17 protein-coding genes are annotated in these 21,177 nt (G+C 56.8%); 6 read left to right on the top strand and 11 right to left on the bottom strand.

The genetic code is table 11. The features are described 5' to 3' along the window. Nucleotides 1-40: 40 nt before the first annotated feature. The 4 genes from RBB76_RS05285 to RBB76_RS05300 all read right to left on the bottom strand — a co-directional run bounded on the left by RBB76_RS05285 (nucleotide 41) and on the right by RBB76_RS05300 (nucleotide 11,933). Nucleotides 41-6,709: an Ig-like domain repeat protein gene (locus tag RBB76_RS05285; protein WP_429628454.1), complete on the bottom strand. Its 6,669-nt coding sequence runs from the start codon at nucleotides 6,707-6,709 to the stop codon at nucleotides 41-43. 342 nt (nucleotides 6,710-7,051) lie between these two features. Further along, complete coding sequence (locus RBB76_RS05290; RefSeq protein ID WP_429628453.1) at nucleotides 7,052-8,479, bottom strand: DUF1501 domain-containing protein; 1,428 nt, start codon at nucleotides 8,477-8,479, stop codon at nucleotides 7,052-7,054. A gap of 12 nt (nucleotides 8,480-8,491) precedes the next feature. Continuing rightward, nucleotides 8,492-11,317, bottom strand: coding sequence for a DUF1800 family protein (locus RBB76_RS05295; RefSeq protein ID WP_429628452.1), 2,826 nt, complete (start codon nucleotides 11,315-11,317; stop codon nucleotides 8,492-8,494). A 286-nt stretch (nucleotides 11,318-11,603) separates the two neighbouring features. After that, nucleotides 11,604-11,933, bottom strand: a complete 330-nt coding sequence (locus tag RBB76_RS05300) for an Mpo1-like protein (RefSeq protein ID WP_429628451.1) — start codon at nucleotides 11,931-11,933, stop codon at nucleotides 11,604-11,606. Between the two features lie 126 nt (nucleotides 11,934-12,059). Here RBB76_RS05300 and RBB76_RS05305 point away from each other — a divergent pair, with 126 nt between their 5' ends. After that, nucleotides 12,060-12,551: a hypothetical protein gene (locus RBB76_RS05305; protein ID WP_429628450.1), complete on the top strand. Its 492-nt coding sequence runs from the start codon at nucleotides 12,060-12,062 to the stop codon at nucleotides 12,549-12,551. 25 nt (nucleotides 12,552-12,576) lie between these two features. Here the strand turns inward: RBB76_RS05305 and RBB76_RS05310 are convergent, their stop codons facing one another. Then, nucleotides 12,577-12,861 (bottom strand): hypothetical protein, encoded by a 285-nt coding sequence (locus RBB76_RS05310; protein ID WP_429628449.1) that lies wholly within the window; start codon nucleotides 12,859-12,861, stop codon nucleotides 12,577-12,579. Nucleotides 12,862-13,013: 152 nt separating this feature from the next. On the opposite strand from RBB76_RS05310, the gene RBB76_RS05315 reads away from it, so the two are divergent. Together RBB76_RS05315 and RBB76_RS05320 are read left to right on the top strand one after the other, a co-directional pair. Continuing rightward, nucleotides 13,014-13,616: a hypothetical protein gene (locus RBB76_RS05315; RefSeq protein WP_429628448.1), complete on the top strand. Its 603-nt coding sequence runs from the start codon at nucleotides 13,014-13,016 to the stop codon at nucleotides 13,614-13,616. Between the two features lie 89 nt (nucleotides 13,617-13,705). Further along, complete coding sequence (locus RBB76_RS05320; protein ID WP_429628447.1) at nucleotides 13,706-14,380, top strand: BON domain-containing protein; 675 nt, start codon at nucleotides 13,706-13,708, stop codon at nucleotides 14,378-14,380. A gap of 128 nt (nucleotides 14,381-14,508) precedes the next feature. Here the strand turns inward: RBB76_RS05320 and RBB76_RS05325 are convergent, their stop codons facing one another. Continuing rightward, a complete protein-coding gene (locus RBB76_RS05325; RefSeq protein ID WP_429628446.1) occupies nucleotides 14,509-14,922 on the bottom strand; it encodes a hypothetical protein in 414 nt (137 codons plus the stop codon). A gap of 170 nt (nucleotides 14,923-15,092) precedes the next feature. Between RBB76_RS05325 and RBB76_RS05330 the strand changes: the two genes are divergently transcribed. Next, nucleotides 15,093-16,286 (top strand): serine hydrolase domain-containing protein, encoded by a 1,194-nt coding sequence (locus RBB76_RS05330; protein ID WP_429628445.1) that lies wholly within the window; start codon nucleotides 15,093-15,095, stop codon nucleotides 16,284-16,286. 63 nt (nucleotides 16,287-16,349) lie between these two features. Here RBB76_RS05330 and RBB76_RS05335 read toward each other — a convergent pair whose 3' ends face one another. Beyond that, nucleotides 16,350-16,781, bottom strand: coding sequence for a winged helix-turn-helix transcriptional regulator (locus RBB76_RS05335; protein WP_429628444.1), 432 nt, complete (start codon nucleotides 16,779-16,781; stop codon nucleotides 16,350-16,352). Between the two features lie 124 nt (nucleotides 16,782-16,905). Between RBB76_RS05335 and RBB76_RS05340 the strand changes: the two genes are divergently transcribed. Both RBB76_RS05340 and RBB76_RS05345 read left to right on the top strand, forming a co-directional pair. Continuing rightward, nucleotides 16,906-17,292 (top strand): hypothetical protein, encoded by a 387-nt coding sequence (locus RBB76_RS05340; protein ID WP_429628443.1) that lies wholly within the window; start codon nucleotides 16,906-16,908, stop codon nucleotides 17,290-17,292. A 50-nt stretch (nucleotides 17,293-17,342) separates the two neighbouring features. Beyond that, nucleotides 17,343-18,107, top strand: a complete 765-nt coding sequence (locus RBB76_RS05345) for an SDR family oxidoreductase (protein WP_429628442.1) — start codon at nucleotides 17,343-17,345, stop codon at nucleotides 18,105-18,107. A gap of 567 nt (nucleotides 18,108-18,674) precedes the next feature. Here the strand turns inward: RBB76_RS05345 and RBB76_RS05350 are convergent. The 4 genes from RBB76_RS05350 to RBB76_RS05365 are packed head-to-tail and all read right to left on the bottom strand — an operon-like array spanning nucleotide 18,675 to nucleotide 21,053. Beyond that, nucleotides 18,675-19,466 (bottom strand): LytR/AlgR family response regulator transcription factor, encoded by a 792-nt coding sequence (locus RBB76_RS05350; protein ID WP_429628441.1) that lies wholly within the window; start codon nucleotides 19,464-19,466, stop codon nucleotides 18,675-18,677. Between the two features lie 8 nt (nucleotides 19,467-19,474). Continuing rightward, a complete protein-coding gene (locus RBB76_RS05355) occupies nucleotides 19,475-20,023 on the bottom strand; it encodes a zinc ribbon domain-containing protein (protein WP_429628440.1) in 549 nt (182 codons plus the stop codon). Then, nucleotides 20,020-20,406 (bottom strand): hypothetical protein, encoded by a 387-nt coding sequence (locus RBB76_RS05360; RefSeq protein ID WP_429628439.1) that lies wholly within the window; start codon nucleotides 20,404-20,406, stop codon nucleotides 20,020-20,022. Before RBB76_RS05360 ends, RBB76_RS05355 begins: the two co-directional genes overlap by 4 nt. Further along, on the bottom strand, nucleotides 20,403-21,053 hold the full coding sequence (locus RBB76_RS05365; protein WP_429628438.1) for an RNA polymerase sigma factor: 651 nt from the start codon (nucleotides 21,051-21,053) through the stop codon (nucleotides 20,403-20,405). Before RBB76_RS05365 ends, RBB76_RS05360 begins: the two co-directional genes overlap by 4 nt. Nucleotides 21,054-21,177: the final 124 nt, after the last annotated feature.

Here is a 21,177-nt window from a genome sequence, read left to right on the forward strand (position 1 = left end):
GACAATCTCCAAAGAGGCTGTGAGCCATCAAACCATTTGATCACTGAGTCACCGTCAAAGTCATAGGAGCAGACTGAGTCGCCGCCGTCTTGGCGCCAATAGCAGTCACATTGAAGGTGTACGAGCCTGCCGGTGTCCCATGCACATCGAGTCCACCGCAGCCCGACATCGCCATCGCTCCCGTAAAGAGCAAGGCAAGCAGAAGGCCGCTGAGCAGCTTATGGCCACGCCTCGATCGTAGAAGCGTCAACCCGACAATGAGTCCACCTGGCAGGAAACAAAGCGCGATACCACTAGCCGAGGGTCCATCCGCTTTCGCGATGCTCCCAGCCGTCAGCGGAGAGCCTGTATCAATCGTCAGGCTAATCGTCTGCTTGCCATTCGCATCAAGCGATACCTGATCAGTAGTAAACGTGCAGGTAGCCGCGCGCGGGAGGCCAACACAGCCGAGCGAAAGTTGATCGGTAAAATTCTCAATCGAGGTGAGTGTCAGCTGAATGGTGCCATGCTGTGTGCTCTTCATCTGCATGGTTGGAGGATTCAAAGCGATCGTGAAGTTGGTCGCCGGAATCACCGTCAAAGAAACAGGACTCGATACAGACCCCAAATACTGCGAATCCCCTTGGTAGGTCGCGATCGGACTGTAAGTTCCCAACCCCAGGCTGGTAGTCAGAGTAGCAATACCGGAAGCATTCAAAGTCGCACTGCCAAGCGTCGTACTTCCAGAACTGAAGACCACCGTACCCGACGGAGGAACGGCCGCGTCACCTTGCAGCGTTGCAACCAGCGTAAACGGCTTATTCTCTATGGCAGTGCTGGAAGAGATCGTCAGCGTATTCTTCGAAGTGTGAAGTTGCACAACTTCAGTCAGTGCAGGCGAAGTGCCAGGGAAATTTTGTGTATCGCCAGCATAGCTTGCGGTAAGAGTATGCGACCCGAGCGTTAGAGTCGAAATCGTAAAGGTCGCGACCCCCGAGCTATTAACACCCGACGTACCCAGAATAGTGGATCCATCAGACAAAGAGACGAGGCCCGTAAGTGGATTCGTACTGCTGCCCGTCACCGAAACGGTAAACGTAATCGGGCTACCAATTAGAGCTGGGCCGCTGCTCGTCCCACTGATGGTTCCCAGGCTATTCACCGCAGTGAGCGAGACCGTAGTACGCTGTTCGATATTTTGCAGAACTGGATTGGACGTACTGGTTAGAGTGTTGCTGTCGCCCTGATAGATCGCGAGAAGAATATGCTGACCAGCAGTGAGCGAGGACGTTGTAAGAGTCGCGATGCCGTTGACGCCGACCGAAGCCGTGCCGATGACCGCGGTCCCATCTTCGAAGGTCACAGGACCGGTGGGAGCTGTCCCTTTGCCAGTCACCTGTGCAGTAAGTGTGAGAGAAGCTCCCGCCACCGACGGCGAACCGGATGTAGTCAGCACAGTCGTAGTGTTGCTGTTTTGCACTGTCTGGATAAGCACCGGGCTACTGCTTGTCTGGCTGACGCTGTCGCCGCTGTAGGTCGCAACAATCGAGTGTTGCCCGGGGCTCAAAGCATTCGTCGTGAACGTCGAAGTACCCGACGCCACAATGCTCGTTCCGAGAACAACCGTCCCATCACGGAATGTGACGGTCCCTGTAACAGGAGACCCACCACTACCTGACACCACCGTTGTGAACGTCACTGGAGTAGCCGACAAAGATGGATTGCTGCTCGAAACAAGAGTGCTGGCAGTGGGCTGCAGAATCGCTTGTTGCAGTGGTCCTGACACACTCCCAGGATGACTCGAATCGCCGTTATACGTTGCGATAAGCGTATGCGCCCCAATCGATAGGGTAGAGGCAGTCAGAGTAGCCAGACCGTTCGCATCAATTCCAACCGTGCCAATGCTGTTGGCGCCGTCGCGGAGCACCACCGTACCGGTTGGCTGAGCCCCCGTCCCAGTCACCATCATCGCGAAAGTAACTGCGTCTCCAATAAGCGCAGGATTCTTATTAGAGCTAAGGCTGATCGCGCTCGTAGACTGCTGAATCGTCTCCACAACGCCAGGCGACGTGGCAGCACTGTTATTCGCATCACCTGTGTATGTCGCAACAATCGTATGCTGTCCCACCGAGAGGGTTGATACCGGCAAATTAGCGCTTCCATTCGCTGCAATCGGTGCAGAGCCAAGCACCGCAGTACCGTCCGTGAACGTCACACTGCCAGTCGGAGCGACAGTCGTCCCACTTAGGTTTGCCGTGAAGACCACCTGAAGCCCGGCCACCGAGGGATTGCTGCTCGATACCAGCGTCAGGCTCGGTGCGCCTTTATTCACCGTAATCGTCTGCGGCGGAGAGGAAGACGCCGCATCATTCGTATCTCCCGCATAGCTTGCCGACAAGGTGTGTTGACCGAGTGCAAGACTCGAAACAGAGAGAGTTGCGGAGCCGTTCGCGCTGAGGATGGCTGTGCCGAGCACCGACGTGCCGTCAAGGAACGTCACCTGTCCACCAGGTATACCGCCCGATCCGGTAACGGTGACAGTCAGGGTCTCGGTAGAGTTTACCGTCGACGTCACCGCACTGACCGCCATTGAAGTCTGCGTGGTCGCACGCTGCACCGACTCATTCAGAGTCGAAGAGAGTGCCGAATTATTGTTCGCGTCTCCACCATAGGAGGCCGTGATCAAGTGCGTACCTAAAGCCAGACTCGTAGTATTGAACACCGCAACCCCCGCCGCATTGAGCGTGATCGCAGCCAACGTCGCAGAGCCGTCATGGAACGTAACAACCCCGGTCGGCGCTGGCTCCGAGCCTCCAACCGCCGCCGTAAACGTCACATTCGCACCGGCGCTAACCGGATTCTGACTCGATGCAAGACCAATACTCGTCACCGGTGAGACGATGTGTGTCAGCCCGGCTGATGTGCTCCCCGAATCATTCGTATCGCCCAGATAAACAGCCGTAATGATGTGTTGCCCCACTATCAACGTCGACGTGCTGAACACCGCTGTTCCATTCGCCGCCAGGGAAGGACTGCCGATCACCGTAGATCCATCCATGAACTGAACAGTCCCGCCCAACGCGCCCGAGCTTCCGGTCACAGTCGCAGTGAACGTCACGGGAGCGCCTACTGGCGTCGTCGAAGCGCTCGCCGTCAAGACAGTCGTCGTCGTCGCCTTCACGACAACCTGCGTAATCGCCGGCGACACACTGGTTGCGTTATAAGCATCTCCCGAATAGGCAGCGGTCAACGAGTGAGAGCCCACCGTAAGAGACGACAACGATAGTGTTCCGAGACCAGCAGCGTTGATCGGGCTAGTACCAACTGCAGCAGCGCCATCGTAAAAGGTCACAAAGCCAGTTGGAGCGGAGCCATTTCCGGTAACGGTCGCACTCAATGTAATCGGCAACCCTGCAGTCGATGGGCTTCCCGAAGTTGAAATCACAACTCCCGTTGTCGCCTGCTGAACCGTCAGCGTCAGCGCAGGAGTCGTTCCGAGATTATTGTTGTCTCCCAGGTACACGGCCGTAATCGAATGCGTGCCCGTCGAGAAAGAAGGCACCGTAAAGCTCGCAATCCCCTGCGCATTAAGCGCAGCCGTGCCGAGCACTGTCGTGCCATCCATAAAGGTCACGATGCCAGTTGGAACGCCTCCATTACTCGTGATCGAAACAGTCAGCGTGTCGCTCTTTCCGGCGACCGACGGATTGGCCGACGCAATCAGTGTTCCCGATGTCACCGCCTGCTGTACTTTCTGCGTCATCGTCGGCGATATGCTTCCGGCATAGATAGAAGACCCACCATAGATTGCGTAAATCGAATGTTGTCCAACTCCCAACGAACTCAGGGTAATGGTCACCGTACCGCCACTCACTGTGGCAGCGCCTAGAGTCGTCGCGCCATCCATGAAAGTCACAGTCCCGGTGATCGGACTCGATGGCGCCGACGACCCTGGCGTAATTGTGGCAGTCAGCTGAATGTTCGACCCTGCAGGCGCATTCGCCGAGTTCGACGTAACACTAGTCGTCGTCGTGATCTGTTCAATGGTCTCCTGCACCGCGGCAGAAGTGCTGGCGCCATTATTCGCATCGCCTCCATACACGGCGCGAATCGAATATCCTTGCACTGACAAAGTCGAAAGAGTAAGAGCAGCCGAACCGTGAATGTCCAGGGTCACCGTCCCCAGAATCGTAGTGCCATCCTCAAACTGAACTGTGCCCGTCGGTGTCACCGAGCCACCGCTGGTAACGCTCGCTGTAAAAGTGACAGGTGTTCCGAACGGAACATCTGGGTTGCTCGTAATCAATGTAGTCGCAGTCGAGGAAGCGGCAACGACCTGGGTAAGCGTCGACGTGCTAGCGATCGAATTGGCATCTCCGCTGTAGCTCGCCGTGATGTGATGGGTTCCAACAATCAGCGAAGTCGTGCTGAAGCTAGCCGCTCCGGATGCATTCAGAGTGACCGTCCCGAGATGCGTTCCCCCATCGTTAAAAGTAACGGTCCCTGTTGGAATCCCCGACGTCCCAACCACGAGCGCAGAAAAGGTCACGTTGGCCTGTGCCGAAGAGGGATTGAGGCTCGACGTTACGGTAGTAGTGGTCCCATCTTTTACGATCTGAGTTACAGGCGCGGATGTTGCCGGTGCAGTATTGTTATCTCCGGCATAACTCGCCGTGATGATGTGGGTTCCACTCGCGAGGGACAGCGTCGGAAACACCGCCACGCCAGAGCTGTTCAGAGTAGCGGTCCCAATCGTCGTCGATCCATCAAGAAAAGTGACAGTGCCAGTCGGTGTTACGCCCGTGCTCGTCACCGCAACAGTGAACGTCACAAGCGCCCCAGTAGCAGACGGAGAGCCGCTGGTGTTCAGCGTAATGGTCGATGGATCAAGCGTCAGAACCTGGCCACTTAGAGTAACCGTCTGCGGACTGTTTGGAGAGTCCGACAGGACGGTAATCGTTCCCTTCACCGGGTTGCCAATCACCGTCGGCGCAAACTGTGCACCGATAATGCAGTTGAAAGCCGAAGGGATCGGCGCAGTAGTCAAGCAGGTCGTAGCAACCGGGTCCAGTTGTGTGTTGACGCCAGGGTTGAGATCCGAAATGTTCAGCGCAGCGTTACCATCATTTTCAAGCTCTTGATCTTGAGTGCTTGAGACGCGTTGCACTCGAATCGCTGGAAAATTCAACACGGCATTGATACTTTGAACCAGGCGTATCCGGTTGTGAAATACGTCGCTGACGTAGAGATTTCCTGTTCCATCAAGCGCCATTCCGTACGGTCCATACATACCCGCCGCATTCGCGGGTCCACCATCACCGCTGAACGACTCCAGGGTGCTACCGACAACCGTGTCGATCTCGCCGGTCACGGCATTCACCTTCCGAACCCGGTTGTTGCCCGCATCAGAGATGTAGATATTTCCAGCGGCGTCGATCACGGTCCCCGCCGGGCTGTCCAGCACAGCACCACTTGCTGGTCCGCCATCGCCGGTGAACCCCGAGGTTCCATTTCCCGCAATCGTCGTAATAGTCCCGTCGAGCGCGACCTTGCGCACGCTGTGATTGTTCTGGTCGGCAATATAGATCTGGCCATCCGGGCCCACCGTTACGCCCCACGGTCCGTTTAGGCTCGCACTCGTCGCCTGCCCCCCATCCCCTGCATAGTTTGCAATGTGGTTGCCCGCGAACCCAGAGATGATCCCAGTCGAAAGATCGACGCGCCGTACAACATTGTTTCCGCTGTCCGCAATATAGAGAAAGCCATTCACCGGATCGATCGCAACCGAATCGGGCGTATTCAGATGAGCATGAATCGCGCTCCCGCCATCGCCCGAGTAACCCTGCGATCCCAGCACACCCGCTACCGTCGTTATGATTCCCGTCGCCGCCGTGACCATGCGAATCGCATGATTATTGCTATCGGCAAAGTACAGGTTCCCCGCTCCATCAAGAACCACCGAGGTCGGAAGGCTAAGCGAAGCCATCGTAGCCAAGCCGCCGTCGCCCGTGTTGCCCGCGTCGCCGTTACCCGCCACCGTCGACATCAACTGCGACCCGCCATCCACACGTCGAATGCGGTTGTTGCTTGAATCGGCAATGAATATATCTCCAGCCGGATCCACCGCCAGTCCGAACGGAAGAAAGATCGGCGAAGCTGTAGCGGGCTGCCCGTCCCCCCGGTAGATCCACGATTCGTCTCCGGCAACCGTCTTGATGATGCCCGGCACAAACAGGGCAAGCGGTCCGCTACCAGTCGCCACCAGCCATGTGTTACCCAATGGCAACCCCGTCGGATCGAACAGAGCCACTGCTCCTATATGTTGACCGGGGTACTTCGGGCTGAACGTCACCGGAAAGCTGCAGGTCTGACCCACAACAAGCGTGCTCCCGGTCAAGCAGGTCCCAGTCCCCGAAATCGCAAAATCAAGATTCGCAACGCCGCCCGTGAGCGCGCTAACCTTTCCCAACTGACCGTTTGCCGTCACGACAACAGAAACTGTTTGAGCCGCCGAGGTATTCCCCACGACAGTCACCCCAGGCAAGGTCACCGGCGCCGCGTAGCTGTATGTCGCCGCTCCGCATAACACCAGAAGAGCTAGCAGGATGCACACTCGCGACTGAAGCCGTCCTCTTAGGGAGCGCAGATCCGCATTGTCCCGATCGGTTGACGACACCAGAGACAAACGCAGACAGAAAAGCTTTACATCAAATCGAACAGGAGCGTGCATGGTTTCACCTCTGGAGCTCAACAGCAGATGGAGGTTGCGACGTAGCTCCAAAGTGGGGAGGAAGCGCCAGAGATCGCAGGTAACACGGGATGTTGCCCTTTGGTAATCATGACTTTAGGCAACTGTCCCGGAATGGAAAATTACCCGTAAGTTGCATGAGATATGCGACAGATGCTCGCGCTCCGTCATCAGTGGTTCATCTCTTTTTGCTTGAGATGGAACAGCATTCGAAGACTCGAGCCGAACTCACGATAGCGACAGCTCATTGCCCGTTCGGAAAACTCCCTGAATCTGCAAATCGGCTGCGCTCAGTGTGCTACCAGACCGCATAGCGACAGATCCTTAGCTCAAAAATCCCATGTATGGGTTCGAGCCAAAGTTAGAGAAATTCGGAAACACCTGTTTGACTTGACCATCCGAGAGTCCAAACCAGCGCGCAAGCGTGCCGGCATATTGTTCAACAGAAGTTGTAGGGATTAACCGACCGGCTCCCATATCATTTGCCTGGTTGGAGCCGATCACCGGATATTGCCCATACATATCCTGACCGTTCACGGCCCCCCCCGTAACAATGTGATGGCTCCCCCAACCGTGATCCGTCCCGTCCGAGTTTGCCGTCAACGTCCTGCCAAAATCCGACGCAGTAAAAGTAGTCACCTGACTATTCAGACCCGCGGTCGTCATGGCCGTATCAAAATACTCCAGCGCCTCACCCAGTTGCGTCAGCAGGCGCGCATGTTGCGGTGCCTGATTGTCATGCGTATCGAAGCCGCCCAGCTGAACAAAAAATATCTGACGGCTCACTCCCAGGCTGCTTCTCCCACCCATAATTCGCGCTACGGTCTGTAGTGAAATAGCGAGCGAATTGTCCGTCAGCTTATTCAGCACCGGATCGAGATACTGCGGCGGGTTCGCCACTCCTCCCGGCCCAGCAGGCAACATCGAACTCGCCAGGCTAGCCTGTGCCGCAATCGAGCGGCCGATGATCACCTCGTACTCCTTCGCAAAAAGGTTGGTCTCTTCGGCAGAAAGAATGGATGACAGCGCACTCGATCCAGCCTGTTGCCCAAACAGCGGACTCGCCAGACCGGAGATTGGTATCGGGCCTGCAGACGTTACATTGAGTTGAAACGACGTCTGCCCAGACAGAAACAAAGCGATTCCCGACGTCGAAATACACGTAAACGCGGCATTCGAATTCATCGACGCAATGATGTCTGCCATTGCCCCGCCCCATCCTTCGTGAACCGCGCTCCCGCCATTCGCAGTAATCGCCTGCCACGCCGCAGTCTGATCAAAATGCGAGTACAACGAGGCCGGCAACGGAACCGAGTTAGCTTGAATCTGCGCCTTAGTCGTAGGAGCGATCAAAGTCCCCGTATTTGTAACAATCGCTGCACGCCCGGCATTAAAAAGATTCTGCACTCCCGTCAAATATGGATTCAATGCAAACGTGCGCCCACTTTGCGGCGTCTTCAAAACGATTGGCAGAAGATTACTCTGGCTATAAGCAAGTCCCGGCGCTCCCGACCGCGCCGTCGTAAAGGCACTGAACGACTCCGCATCCGTCGCAATCACCGTTCCATGCCCGTCATTACCGCCAGCCAGAAAGATACAGACCAGCGCGCGATAGTCCGTCGGACTGCTCTGCTGCGCCATCGCAGCAACCGAGTTAAGTTCAAGCAGAAATGGACTCACAGAGAACCCGGCCATCGATGCCATCGACGCTGTTCGAAGAAACTGCCGCCGCGATAGTTCGTGCTTATTCATCATCTTCTCCGTCTAAAACTGCGCACTAAAAGATGGCGATGCCATCGTTAGAAAAATCGCCGTCTTCACGCGGTTAGCCAGTGCAGCATTGATCGCATTCTGATCTCCCGTCGGTATCGCAATCGAATTGACCGCAGAAAGAATCTGGCCGCGAAGCGTCCCATCCATCTCGCCAGCCATCAACAGCAGATTGATACGATCGAGCAACTGATCCGGCGTACCCGCCAATCCAATCTCCGTCGCGTAGTTCGAAAAAACGTCAGGCCCCGTAGTCGCACCCGCTCCAATCGCACTCTGCATGTAATTCAGATATCCGACGACCGTCGACACATCGGTCATCCCCATCTCCGGCGCCAGCAACCCAGCCTTCGCAATGCTCGTCCCCGGCGGAACATATCCCGGCGCGAACCAGTTGAAGACGCTCGGCGAACGAAGCGACATCTCGCCCAATCCATAGATCGGGTCTTCCGTGCTCCCGAGATTGTAAGAACCATTCCGCGACTGCGCCGTAAAAGCCCGCGCCCACTCAACGTAGCGAATCAGCGCCTCACGCACCTTCCCATACTGCGGATTACTGCTCGCCGCAGCGGAATTGCGCGCTTCGTCATCCAACAGAATCGCCGTCAGCACGGCCTTCATATCTCCGCGAACCCCAGCCCCGTTATCCTGAAACACCGCCGACACCCGGCCCACATACGCTGGACTCGGATTACTCGTCACCAGATGCTGAATCAGCTGCTTGCAAACAAACGGCGGCAGATTTGGATGATCGAACAGCGTATCCAGCGCGATCTTCAAATCCCCCACCGGATCAGGGTTCGACTGCGTCGGAATCGTAACTCCAAGAAAATCTTTCTCCTCCGTCGAGTGATGATTCGGAAAACTCTGCATCGGCAAAATGTCTTCGCCGAACCCAGTCCCGACATACGCGCAGCAGTTAGACCACGCCGTGTTGCTCTGATCGCCCGGTATATTCCAACTAAAGCCGGTAAACACCTTCGCCAATCCCATCACATCCAGATTCGAATACGTAGGAATCGGCTGCCCCGTCTGATCCAACTTCTGCGTGCCATCCGGATTGAGCTGATAGAGCCCAATCGTAAACAGCTGCATCACCTCACGCGCATAGTTCTCATCGGGATCGCGCGTAGCGTCTCCCTTGTCATTGCCCATCACCGACAGGTACTGCCCCATCATCGGATTCAACGTCACATCTTCCAGAAGCTGTCGAAAGTTTCCGAACGCATCCGCTCCCAGCACGTCGTAGTAGTTCGCCATGCCGCGCGGCATCTCAGCCAGCGCAAAGTCCTGGCTCGAAACCACCATCTGCTCCGTCAACGCATACTTCACACGCTGTCTCAGTTGATCGCTTCCCGCTATCGCCTGCTGCCAGAAGCTCCCCTCAAGATAGGCATCATCCCCATCGTTCTGCACAAAAAGAGCCGCATTGCACTTCACATCACCCACAGCGCACAGCGGATTATTCAGCACCAAAGACTGTTCGACGACAGGTTCATGCAATGTCGCAGGAATATTGAACTGCTCATTCATCCACGCCGTATAGCCAATCTTCGACAGATGATGGATGTCACCATCCGTCGCCCCAAAGGTCGCCTGCGCCAGAAAGCGCGACGCATCCTCCGGCGAAACCAGCGGCACCGGCGGCGTGCCGTTCACCTGCGCAATCAGATCGGTCGAAGTCGCCGGCCCAGGGCTCGGATTCAAAACCTGAAGATCAAGATCACCCGGATCTGTCGGGCTGACAGTTGCGGTCAACTGCCCGCCGCTATTGAATGTAGTCGGCACCGGCGCACCATTCATCAACACCTGCGCCCCATTGATAAAGTTGCTGCCGGTAAGAACAACCGTCGACGGTCCGACATCAAAAGCCATCGGCGCAGCAGAATTCAAAATCGGAATTGGGTTGTACACCGAGATGTTTTGACTGATCGACACAGTCGGATCATCCACACTGACCGCCGTCAACTGCACAACATTGTTCGGCGTCGGAACAATCGCGGGAGCCGTGTAGGTTACGCTACCGTCTGCGTTCGCAACGATCGTCCCTATCTGCGCGTTTCCCGCGGGAGTACCATTCACCGTCCAGGTCACACCCGTATTGTTCGTCCCACTCACCGTCAACCCAATCTTCACGCTGTTTGTAACCCGCACAGTGGTGCCGGCATTCGTTTGCAGGACGAGCACAACCTTCCCCGGTCCCACAACCTCCGAGACAACCGCTGAATTCGCCGAACCCGGATCGGGATTGTTCACCATCAACGAGTAGGTCCCAGGATTAGGCGCCGAGATCGATGCAGCCAATTCAGTATTCGAAACAAACGTCGTCGGAACCGCTACTCCGTTCCAAAAAATCTGCGCACCATAAATAAACTGCGCCCCGATGATCGTTATTGTGGAAGTCCCCTCAGAGAACATGGAGGGCGTCACCGAACTAATAATCGGAATCGGATTCAAAACGCTGACCTTCGCCATCCCGGGCGTATCCTGCGGGAATGCATTCGCAAGACTGGTGATCGTCACCGAATTATCAGGCGTCGGAACAAGCGCTGGCGCCGTATACAAACCTTTGCTATCGACCGTCCCAAACTGTGCGTTCCCACCCTTGACCCCGTTTACCCAGTACGTCAGAGGCGACCCGGTAACGCCAGTCTCGGTCCCCAACTGCAACGTCTGGCTAACTCTCACCGTACTGCCAGTCGTCCAGATCGACGACGGAAAACCCTTGTCGTAACCCGATCCGCATCCGCTCATAAAGGCGCAGAAGCCCAACATCAATGCAATCTTCGGAGAAGGAAAGCACTTCAATCTATGCTGCATGAGCGACCCCGCGTTCGTACAAAGTGAGGCATGTCTTCCACAACTTCAAAGAGTCAGTGGATCAGCAACGAATTCGTCTCCAGCTTATCTGCGATTTGTTACGGAACTAGTTACCTTTTGGCACGCACAGCTGCCACAAAAGTTGTACCGAGACAAAAAGCGGCAGCCGTAACCACCAACAACGAGACGCACTCGCCAAAAAAAGAAAAACAGGCGAGCGCCACCCACTCATTCGTCATCGAAGTTTCCCAACACTGCTCCGAAGCGGCGTGCCCCCGCGAAGACCCTAAGCCTTCCCGCGCATCTTCGCCGCCCACCACCGCGACCCCACCAGAAGAAATCGCCAGTCCTTCAGAAACTCCGGAGGTTTTCCTTCAATCGCGTGTCCCACAAACTGCAGCAGCCACCCAAAGCAAAACAACCCCACCCCTATCCACAACAAGCGGTGCCACACAATGGTCGCCAACAGCACCGGCAGCGACAAAATAATAATCGGGATCCCAAACGTATGCGTCAGCCTGTTCAGCGGATGCTGATGGCTCTCCGAGTACTCCGCGATCCAACTCTCCCAACTCCGTCCGCCAAGCATGGCGACACCATATACTTCCTCGTTCACAGCCGGCAACCAAAATCATCCCGCCCCGCTCATACTGCCTTTCGTCCGCCTCTGCCATCCAACCAACAACATCCTCTTCGCAAGCCTTTCAAGCGAAGCCAAAAGGATGAAGGAGTCGTCACCAGCATGGCAAAGGAGTGGATCGCGAATCTCGCCCAGGACATCAAGCAAAAATCCCACGAAGCAGCAGAACAGTACGGTCGCTCACAACACCAGGCAGGCATCATCACCACTCAGGGCAAGCCTTTCTTCGCCGCATTCGTCTCCTGTCTCGAAGAAGACGTGGCCGAGATCAAGCGTCAGCTTCAGGGCGACGTCACCGCCTCGGAAACCATCATCCAGACCACCGGTCTCACCGAGGTCAAACTCACCCGGAGCCGCTTTCCCTGGTTTGACGCCCGCATCACCCATCACGACCCCACCATCACTCTCGATTACGCCAAAGGTCTCGGCATAGCCGGCGATCCAGCAATCGATCGCAAGTCCCGCAACTTCGCCTTCCAGGTCACCGACGACGACGCCCTCTACGTTCAGGACGCCTTCGACGACAACCCAAAGCGCTTCCATCAACCCGAAGACCTGGCCCGCCACATCCTCCAGATACTCTTCGAGCTCTAGCCTCGCGAATCGAAATCCTGCGTTATCACTCCCACTGCGCCTTATGTCGCTCCACCCACCAGCAGGCCGAATTCCCCTGCTGCGGAAAGATTGACCGGCTGCATGTCACCGGCACCGTGCCCATGTAGTCATACTCCATCTTGCTGCCCTTCAGCGGAGTAGCCAGAAACTGATTCACCTGCACCGTCGCAAATGCCGTCCCATGCGACACGCGCGCACGCAGCACCGCCCAATCCCCCACCCACAACGCCCCAGCCGCAATAGCCAGTGCCACCAGCAACCGAACCAGCCGCCCAATCCAGAGTTCCATCAGCCAAAGTATTGCACAAAGGTAATAAGCATTACGGCCAACAAGCCGATAACTCTCCTAAGGAGACACTCCTGCAACGCCCGCACTCTACGCGACGAGCCATTCACAGCGACCGCACTGCGTTACGTAGAAAACAGAAGTCAGAGGATCAAATGAAGTTCAAAAAAACGCTGACCAGCCTGGCCCTGCTCTCCGCGCTGCCCCTGGCCCGCAACGCATTCGCGCAGAGCAAGCCCACCGCCACCCAGCAACTTCAACTCTCAGCCTTCGTCGGAGGCACCGGCACCTTTACCGACCTCGCTGGCGGAAAAAACCTCGACATCACCGCCGGTGCCGACATCACTGTTCTCACCTTCCGTCGCTTCCGTCCCGCCGCCGAGATTCGCGGCTCCTACCCCATCGACGAAGGCACCATCAGCAGTCAGAAAAACTTCCTCCTCGGCCCGAAATTCGACTACCCCATCGGTCGTCTCCACCCCTACGCCAACTTCCTCATCGGTCGCGGCGGAATCGACTACATCCGCGGCGGCTACATCTTCGGCAATGTTCGCTATCTCAGCTCCAACACCCTGGTCCTCTCCCCCGGCGTCGGGCTCGACTACAACCTCACCCATCAGCTGGCCGTCAAAGTCGACTTCCAATATCAACACTGGAACACCCCCACCGTCGCCTCCGGCAGCATCAGCCCCAAGGCCGCGACCCTCGCCGCCGTCTACATCTTCGACTTCAATCCCCGTCACCACCACGCCCAATAACCGCGAATCGTTCTCCGACTATGGACTCCACTCCCGGCACAGCGTATCTTTCTGTCGGGAAGCTAAATCCATAGCAACCGGAGAAAAAAATGACTCGTTCAACCCATCGCGTGATCCCGGCCCTTGCTGCATCTCTCATCTTCACACTCTCTGCTCCCCTCATCGCTCAGGAACCCGCTCCCGCGGCCAACCCCACCTGGTCGCAGGAAGACACCCTTCGCATCGTCAAAGAGGTTCAACAAAAGCTCGCCAACCTGACCACCTATGGCGTCTTCGATTGGCTCACCTTCGGCATTAAAGGAAAGACCCTCATCCTAAGGGGCTACGCCTCCCGCCCCGTCTTGAAGAGTGACGCCGAAAACGCCGTCAAAAAGATCCAGGGCATCGACTCGATCGACAACGAGATCGAGGTCCTTCCTTACTCCCCCATGGACGACCGCATCCGCGCCGCCGTCTACAACAACATCTATACCCAGCCCTCGCTGCGCAAATATAACGCCAACCAGGGCAGCATCGGCCGCGCCATCGGACCCGGCGCCGGCATCGCCCTCGCCGCCGGAGGCATCACCAACACGCCGCCCATGGGCTACCACGCCATCCACATTATCGTGAAGAACGGCAACGTCACCCTTTACGGCGTCGTCCTCAATCAATCCGACTCCGCCATTGCAGGCATGCAGGCCAACTCAACCCCCGGCACCTTCAGCGTCGACAACGACCTCATCGTCCAGGGTTCCGCAGCCAAACCAAAAGCAGCAAAGTAAGCTCCACACCGTCATCAACCAGGGGAGCCGGTTCGTCCAATCGGCTCCCCTGCGAGCAATAAGAACAGAAGCTTTTGAATAGCCGCCGCCACTAAGGCTGGCAGCCATGCCGAACAACTCAACAGCCCTTAGTTCGTTCGCTCTCCCTGGAACGAACCCGTCCCTCCACGATCGTGGAAGTTGCCGTTGTAGGTATTGCCTTGAACCACGCCTTCAACTCGCGGGCCATCCACCCTCCCGCGAAACGTCAACACATCGCGCGTCTTTGTTCGAACCACCAGATGCTGGTTGTCAATCGTGCCTTCCACGCCCCCAGATTGGTTCGGCCCCTTGAAATGCCCGGAGATCACATTCCCCTTCTGCTGCAGTTCAAGAAACTTCGAAGAGGTGCTTCCGTTCGGGTCTTTGCAGTACAGCGTCCACTTACCCGCGACGTTGGCCGGCTGTTGTTCTGGCGGCGGTTGTTGCGCGAACAGAAAACCACCGCCGAAGATCATCAAAGCAAAACAAAACGCCAGAACCCTCAAGCCAAATCTCTTCACCACGTCCTCCTGACAGCAAAACTGCATAGCAAAATCTACAGCAATTCCCGACCTCTTTCATCCTTTAACCACAGCGAAGATAAATGGCGGGATAAAATCCTTATCGAATCCCGCAGTCGAAGTCCAGCATTGCAGCACCGAGCGGTTCATCGAAAGGACACCCCGCGGCTATGCCCAACCCAACAACTCATAACCCCATCAGCCGCCCCCTGACCCGCCGAACCCTCCTCCGCAATCTAGCCCTCACCGCCGCAGCCGTCCCTCTGCCCAAACTCACAGCCCAACCGCAATACGGCGGCTCAACCGGTCAGCAACGTGGCGAGATGGGCCGCATCGCGGGAGCCTTCCGCCAGCAGTTCTCCGTCCCTGCCACCTCCATCGCCATCTCCCGCAACGGCCAGTTCGCCTACGACCAGTCCGCCGGCATGGCCGTCCGCGAACACCAGACCCAGGTCACGCAGGACTCCCTCTTCCGCATCGCCTCCCTCTCCAAACCCATCACCTCCGTCACCATCTTCACGCTCCTCGAGCAGGGCAAGCTCAACCTCACCGACAAAGTCTTCGGCCCCGGGGCCATCTTCGACAACAAGTACGGCAAGCCCCCCTACAAGCAATGGGTCACCGACATCACCGTCGACCAGCTCCTCACCCACACCTGCGGCGGCTGGTCCAACGACGCCAACGACCCCATGATGCACAACAACGGCTGGGACCACACCAAACTCATCACCGAAACCATCGCCAACCAGCCCCTCACCAACCAGCCCGGCACCCACTGGGCCTACTCCAACTTCGGCTACTGCATCCTCGGCCGCGTCATCGAACAGATCACCGGCCAGCCCTACGACACCTACGTCAAAGCCAACATCCTCGCTCCCTGCGGCATCTCCACCATGCAGATCGCCGCCAACAAAGAGAGCCAGCGCGCACCCAACGAGGTCGTCTACTACGGCCAGTACTCCGAAGACCCCTACAAGCTCAACGTCACCCGCATGGACTCGCACGGCGGATGGATCGCCTCCTCAACCGAACTCGTTCAATTCCTCAACCACGTCGCCGGCGCGCCCGGCATCCCCGCCATCCTCAAGCCCGCAACCATCAAGCTCATGACCACCCCTGCCCCCGCCTACCCACCCGGAGACGCACGCTACGCCCGCGGCTGGATGGTTCGCAACGACGGAGCAGGTACTTGGTGGCACGACGGCAGTCTTCCCGGAACCACCACCATCATGGTTCGCACCCCGACCGGCTTCTGCTGGGCTGCCCTTGCCAACACCCGCACCCAACCCATGAACGAAATCAATACCGCCATCGACCAAATGATGTGGAACATGGTCCGCACCGTCCCCTCCTGGAACGCCTGAAGAGCGGCTCCTTTCTCAACGTAAGCGCGCTTGGCGTCATCTAAGATTCGATGGTCATCAGGATCAGGACTTGGATCGTTGATCAAATGCGGCCCGCGCCCGCTCTACTTGCTCAAGGTGTTTCTCCGCCCACATCCAAACGCCACAAAACGCAGCTCCCAGGCTAAGGCCCAACTCCGTAAGCTTGTACTCGACCTTCGGAGGAATGACCGGGTGCACTGTGCGTTCAATCAGGCCTTCACGCTCCATCAAGCGGAGCGTCTGCGTGAGCATCTTGTAGCTGATCCCCGGCACCAGTTCGCTCAGCCGGGTGAAGCGTAGCTCTCCTCGCTCCGTAAGCACTTCGAGTATCAACATCGTCCACTTGTCGGCAACGCGTCCAATAAGCTCCGTAACCAGCGCCTCTACGCGCGGATCGGCGAGATCTTGTGTATCGCAACTCTCATACGCCTGCAGAGAAGCGATTTGTTCCTTTGACAGTTTCACTTTGCCCATGTCCTCTACACTCTCCATTCAGTGCATATCAAACGTTAAAGTGCCTTCTTCCTATAAGAGAGTGGCAAGCCTATAGTGACACATAAGGCCGGCTCTTACCTACGGCCGGCAACTTGAGGTGAAGATGCACTTGTTCAATAACGTCACCCGGCTTCACCGCACGCTGCTCTATGGGGCGTATAGCTGGCTTCTGCTAAGCGGACTCCTGCACTTCGGAATCGATGTTGTCTCGCAGTACATTCGCGGCAAACGCGCTCCAGGTCCCGCGACTACTCTGTATTACGGCCTGAACAGCTCCTACGCCGTGGGCCAGATCCTGTTTGCGATGCTGGCTCTGTTTGCCATTCGTCAAGGCGTGGCTGCGATGGGCCAATGGTCCGGTATCACGCTGGGCCTTCTGGCGGCCTGTTCGTGGTTCGTCCTCAGCATCATGTTTCTCGAATACACCCAGCCACGAAAGACGGTGGCTCTGTTTGCAGTCCTTCTTCTCGGCGCTGCTCTTACGGTCTGAGTCCTCTCACTCAGCCAGATTTTTGTTCCCTATAGCACCCAGGAGATCTCATGAAACTCGAAGGAAGAACAATTCTGATCACAGGCGGCACCAGCGGCATCGGCTTCGAAATGGCCAGGCAGCTGCTAGCACGTCACAACACTGTCCTCATCACAGGCCGCGACCCGCAAAAGCTCGAAGAGTCCAAGTCCGCCCTGCCCGGCGTTCATACCTTTCAGAGTGACGGAAGCAAACCGGAGGACATTCAATCCCTGCGGCAACGGGTCACGGCAGAGTTCCCGGCATGTGACACCCTGTTCAACAACGCAGGCATCATGCGAAATCTCGATATCAACCAGCCGCGGTCGCTGACGGACGTCACGCGAGAGCTCAACATTAATCTGAATGCACCCGTCCAGATGGTGCAGGAGTTCCTTCCACATCTCAAAAGCAGGCCGAATGCCCTGATCGTGAACGTGTCGTCGGGATTGGCCTTTGTTCCGTTTCCACTCTCTCCGATCTACAGCGCATCCAAGGCCGGTATCCACGCCTTCACCCGGTGCCTCCGCGTCCAGCTAAAAGGTTCAAAGGTCGCGGTCGTGGAACTTGCTCCCCCGGGAGTTGAGACGAAGTTGTTCCGCGGCGAGTTCGAGAAGGAGATGAAGGGACAGAAGGGCATGCCCGTTGATGTTCTGGTCAGAAAGGCGATCGCGGGGATCGAAGCAGGCAAGACAGAAATTCGCCCCGGCCTGAGCAACGTTCTCTATCTGATGAGCCGCTTCGCCCCCTCACTTCCATTCGGGCAAATGGCAAAGATGGTACACGCCACAAGTTGACGACGATGCCGACGAAATCATACTTCCAGGCCAGAGCTTCCAGGATAAGGCGAGCTTCCATCGCGTCAGCCGCAACGGCAGCGCGACCGAGCCGATGCGATTTGTGATCCCTATACGGTGAGGGTGGGCGAGCCCAACACAACGTGGCCCTCCAGGTAGCGGGAAAAATAAGGACCAGTGCTGAGAAATCGGCAAAACTTGTCAAGCCCCCTAGTCGCAAATCGCCGCGCCAATCCTGAAGATTCGCGTGGCGTATGAGTTATCCTCCAACCGCTATACTGTATATAGTGAATAAAAGCCCCGGCGAAGCCGAGGCTTTTTCTATTTGGAGGAGGCACACGACGGACTAACAAATTGTCGACAAAGAAGAAGAATAGAGATCAAAAATGAATCCCGGCTGCGCAAATCGAGCATCAGCATCGTGGGGAGGTCCCGTAACCCGTTTAGAAAGACGAATTTGGCCGTAACCCCTTTCGATGGACGAATTTGCAGCTCATCGCAGGTCGTATACGACTGATAATAAGCAACTTACGCGCGGGCAACCCAGGGGGGGGTACCCCCTCAAGACTACAGGTTGAAGAGCTCCCGCAACCGCTTCGTCTGAGACCGGCTCACCGGAATCTCAGTCTTCTGGGCATCGTCCATTCGAAGCTGATAGCTCGACTTGAACCACGGCACCACCTCCCGTATGTGCTGAATATTCACCACATACGACCGGTGCGCTCGCCAGAACGTCTCCGGATCGAGCTGATCCATCAGCTCCTCCAACGTCCTGCAGTTCGACTGCCCCTCAACCGCCCGCGTCACGACACTGATCGTGCCCTCTTCGATCGACGCGAAACAGATCTCGCGCTGATCCACCAGCAGCAACCGGCTCTGCGCCCGGACAATCACCTTGCCGGAGTTCGCCTTCGGCGCCGCCTGCGTCTGCTCTTCTACCAGCCGCAGCAGCGCATCCAGCTTGGCATCGCTGGCGGACTCCGCCGGAGCCACCCGCCGCGCCTGTGCCTTTTCAATCGTCTGCATTACCCGCTTCCGATCGAAAGGCTTCAGCAGATAATCCACCGCATTCACCTCGAATGCGCGAACCGCATACTGGTTAAACGCAGTAGCAAACACCACCTGAGGCATCGGAACCTTGCGATCCAGCAGCTTCTTCAGCACGCCAAAGCCATCCAGACCAGGCATCTGAACATCCAGAAACACCAGGTCCGGTTTATGCGTCCGAATCAGCTCGACTGCCTCAATACCATTGGTTCCCTGCGCCAGAACCTCAACCCCGCCCGCGCGCTCCAGCAGATACTGCAGCTCCTGCCTGGCCAATGGTTCGTCGTCGATGATGAGTGCAGTCAGTGACATGCTCGCAACTAGTCACTATATACGCGCAGCCGCGCCGGCGCCTGATCTTTGGCAAGATCGTGCCCACACTGCGTACAGTAAACATCCGTAATCTGCACCCCGCGATAGCAGCGCCCACACACAGGAGCCAACTGGAACTGGCACTGCGGACAGAAGTGCACGCTCGAGGTGATCTCGGTACTGCAATGCGGACAAGGCATCAGCATCGGTTGCCGCAAGAGGAAGTACACGACAGCCCCGATTCCGCCCGGCAGCACCACCACGATCAGCATCCACAATCCAGCCGGCATTCGCCGCCGCCGAACGTCGCGGCTCACATACCCCACCAGCAGAACATAGCTCGCAAACGCCGTCCCCCACGAGTACCCCATCAGCAGCCGCATCGGAAGCAACTCGTGCTTGTTATGAGGCAACACATGATGGAAAAGGTATTGCACCGCGCCGAACACCAGGATGGCCAGCACTACCGACCAAGTCGGTATCATGCTCAGCTCATCCTCACCCTCTGCCAGGTTCCCCTGCGATCGATCCGACCCCTGGCTCCAAAATCTCATCATCCAGCCACCTCGCGCTTACGGGCACGGCGAAACAGCACCAAAGCGAGCAAAGCCATCGACACAGGCAAAAACCACAAACAGAGAACAAGAAACTGATTACTCGCATCCGGAACGCCGTTCGGTGTCACGTCGTAGGCATCCAGCACATTCCAGACTGCAGTGCAAATAATAACGAACAGCGAGGAACAAACCGCCAACGGAATCCACAGACTACGAATTCGACTACGCCGTACCGCAAGCATCTTCGCTCGCTCCCGCACCACGCGATGAGTTCGATTGACCACCGATGCTCGAACCCCAAAATTACGTGCTCCTCCCATTGCCTCCTGAGGAGACGTCCTGGCATGGTCCTGCGAAAAAGATCTGTCGCGAGCCTCGCTCATAACTCGACCTCCGCCGAGCGACAAGAAGAGCGAAGCCGCTCCATCTCAGGCCTCAACGCTACCAGTCCGCGATACAACCTCGACTTTACCGTCGATAGAGGCGCACGAGTCACATTTGCGATCTCTTCCAGGGAGAGTTCTTCATAGAACCGAAGGACTAGAACCTCTCTATAGCTAGGCTCGAGCCTCAGCATCGCCTCACTGATCTCAGCGCCGTTTTCACGGGATTGAAACTGCTCCAGAGGAGAAGGTTCGGATATTGCCACCTCAAATGGCCGATCGTCCTCTTTACCTTCTCGCATCTCGTCGAGGCTGGCCATCACGCGCTTACGCGACAGGTCGATCACGAGATTTCGAGCAATGGTAAAGAGCCATGTGTCGAATCGCGCCTTTCCGTTGTACTGTGCTCCGCGCAGGAGGACCCGCATCCACGTCTCCTGAAAGAGATCCTCGGCAACCTCACGCTTCCCTGTGAGGAAGAGTAGATATCGCAGAAGGCGATGCTGATAGAGCTCAATGAGCGTGTCCAGAAGTTCGGGGTTTTGCTTCTTAAGTCCTTGGGCAATTGCCGCGTTTTCGTTCGAGACTTGGGCGAGCGCAGAGGTTAGCGAGATGGAACCATTTTGCACACTTCTAGAGACGTTCATCTGCCTTGGCAAGACTCGCTTTTTGTTGACTTGGTCCAAAAAAGATTCCTTCAAGAAACCAACCGTCCCGCCTGCCTACCGCGATTACCCTTCAGTCATTCTAAGGCCTCGCCTCTTTTCTCGG

The organism is Tunturiibacter psychrotolerans (assembly GCF_051013365.1).
Taxonomy (GTDB): Bacteria; Acidobacteriota; Terriglobia; order Terriglobales; family Acidobacteriaceae; genus Edaphobacter; species Edaphobacter psychrotolerans_A.

What these genes read in the sequence shown, in the direction of transcription:
- RBB76_RS05355 (WP_429628440.1), bottom strand. Translation starts at nt 20,023, where the DNA reads ATGATGAGATTTTGGAGCCAGGGGTCGGATCGATCGCAGGGGAACCTG.
- RBB76_RS05350 (WP_429628441.1), bottom strand. Translation starts at nt 19,466, where the DNA reads ATGTCACTGACTGCACTCATCATCGACGACGAACCATTGGCCAGGCAG.
- RBB76_RS05285 (WP_429628454.1), bottom strand. Translation starts at nt 6,709, where the DNA reads ATGCACGCTCCTGTTCGATTTGATGTAAAGCTTTTCTGTCTGCGTTTG.
- RBB76_RS05345 (WP_429628442.1), top strand. Translation starts at nt 17,343, where the DNA reads ATGAAACTCGAAGGAAGAACAATTCTGATCACAGGCGGCACCAGCGGC.
- RBB76_RS05310 (WP_429628449.1), bottom strand. Translation starts at nt 12,861, where the DNA reads ATGGAACTCTGGATTGGGCGGCTGGTTCGGTTGCTGGTGGCACTGGCT.
- RBB76_RS05340 (WP_429628443.1), top strand. Translation starts at nt 16,906, where the DNA reads ATGCACTTGTTCAATAACGTCACCCGGCTTCACCGCACGCTGCTCTAT.
- RBB76_RS05290 (WP_429628453.1), bottom strand. Translation starts at nt 8,479, where the DNA reads ATGAATAAGCACGAACTATCGCGGCGGCAGTTTCTTCGAACAGCGTCG.
- RBB76_RS05360 (WP_429628439.1), bottom strand. Translation starts at nt 20,406, where the DNA reads ATGAGCGAGGCTCGCGACAGATCTTTTTCGCAGGACCATGCCAGGACG.
- RBB76_RS05305 (WP_429628450.1), top strand. Translation starts at nt 12,060, where the DNA reads ATGGCAAAGGAGTGGATCGCGAATCTCGCCCAGGACATCAAGCAAAAA.
- RBB76_RS05335 (WP_429628444.1), bottom strand. Translation starts at nt 16,781, where the DNA reads ATGGGCAAAGTGAAACTGTCAAAGGAACAAATCGCTTCTCTGCAGGCG.
- RBB76_RS05320 (WP_429628447.1), top strand. Translation starts at nt 13,706, where the DNA reads ATGACTCGTTCAACCCATCGCGTGATCCCGGCCCTTGCTGCATCTCTC.
- RBB76_RS05365 (WP_429628438.1), bottom strand. Translation starts at nt 21,053, where the DNA reads ATGAACGTCTCTAGAAGTGTGCAAAATGGTTCCATCTCGCTAACCTCT.
- RBB76_RS05330 (WP_429628445.1), top strand. Translation starts at nt 15,093, where the DNA reads ATGCCCAACCCAACAACTCATAACCCCATCAGCCGCCCCCTGACCCGC.
- RBB76_RS05315 (WP_429628448.1), top strand. Translation starts at nt 13,014, where the DNA reads ATGAAGTTCAAAAAAACGCTGACCAGCCTGGCCCTGCTCTCCGCGCTG.
- RBB76_RS05295 (WP_429628452.1), bottom strand. Translation starts at nt 11,317, where the DNA reads ATGCAGCATAGATTGAAGTGCTTTCCTTCTCCGAAGATTGCATTGATG.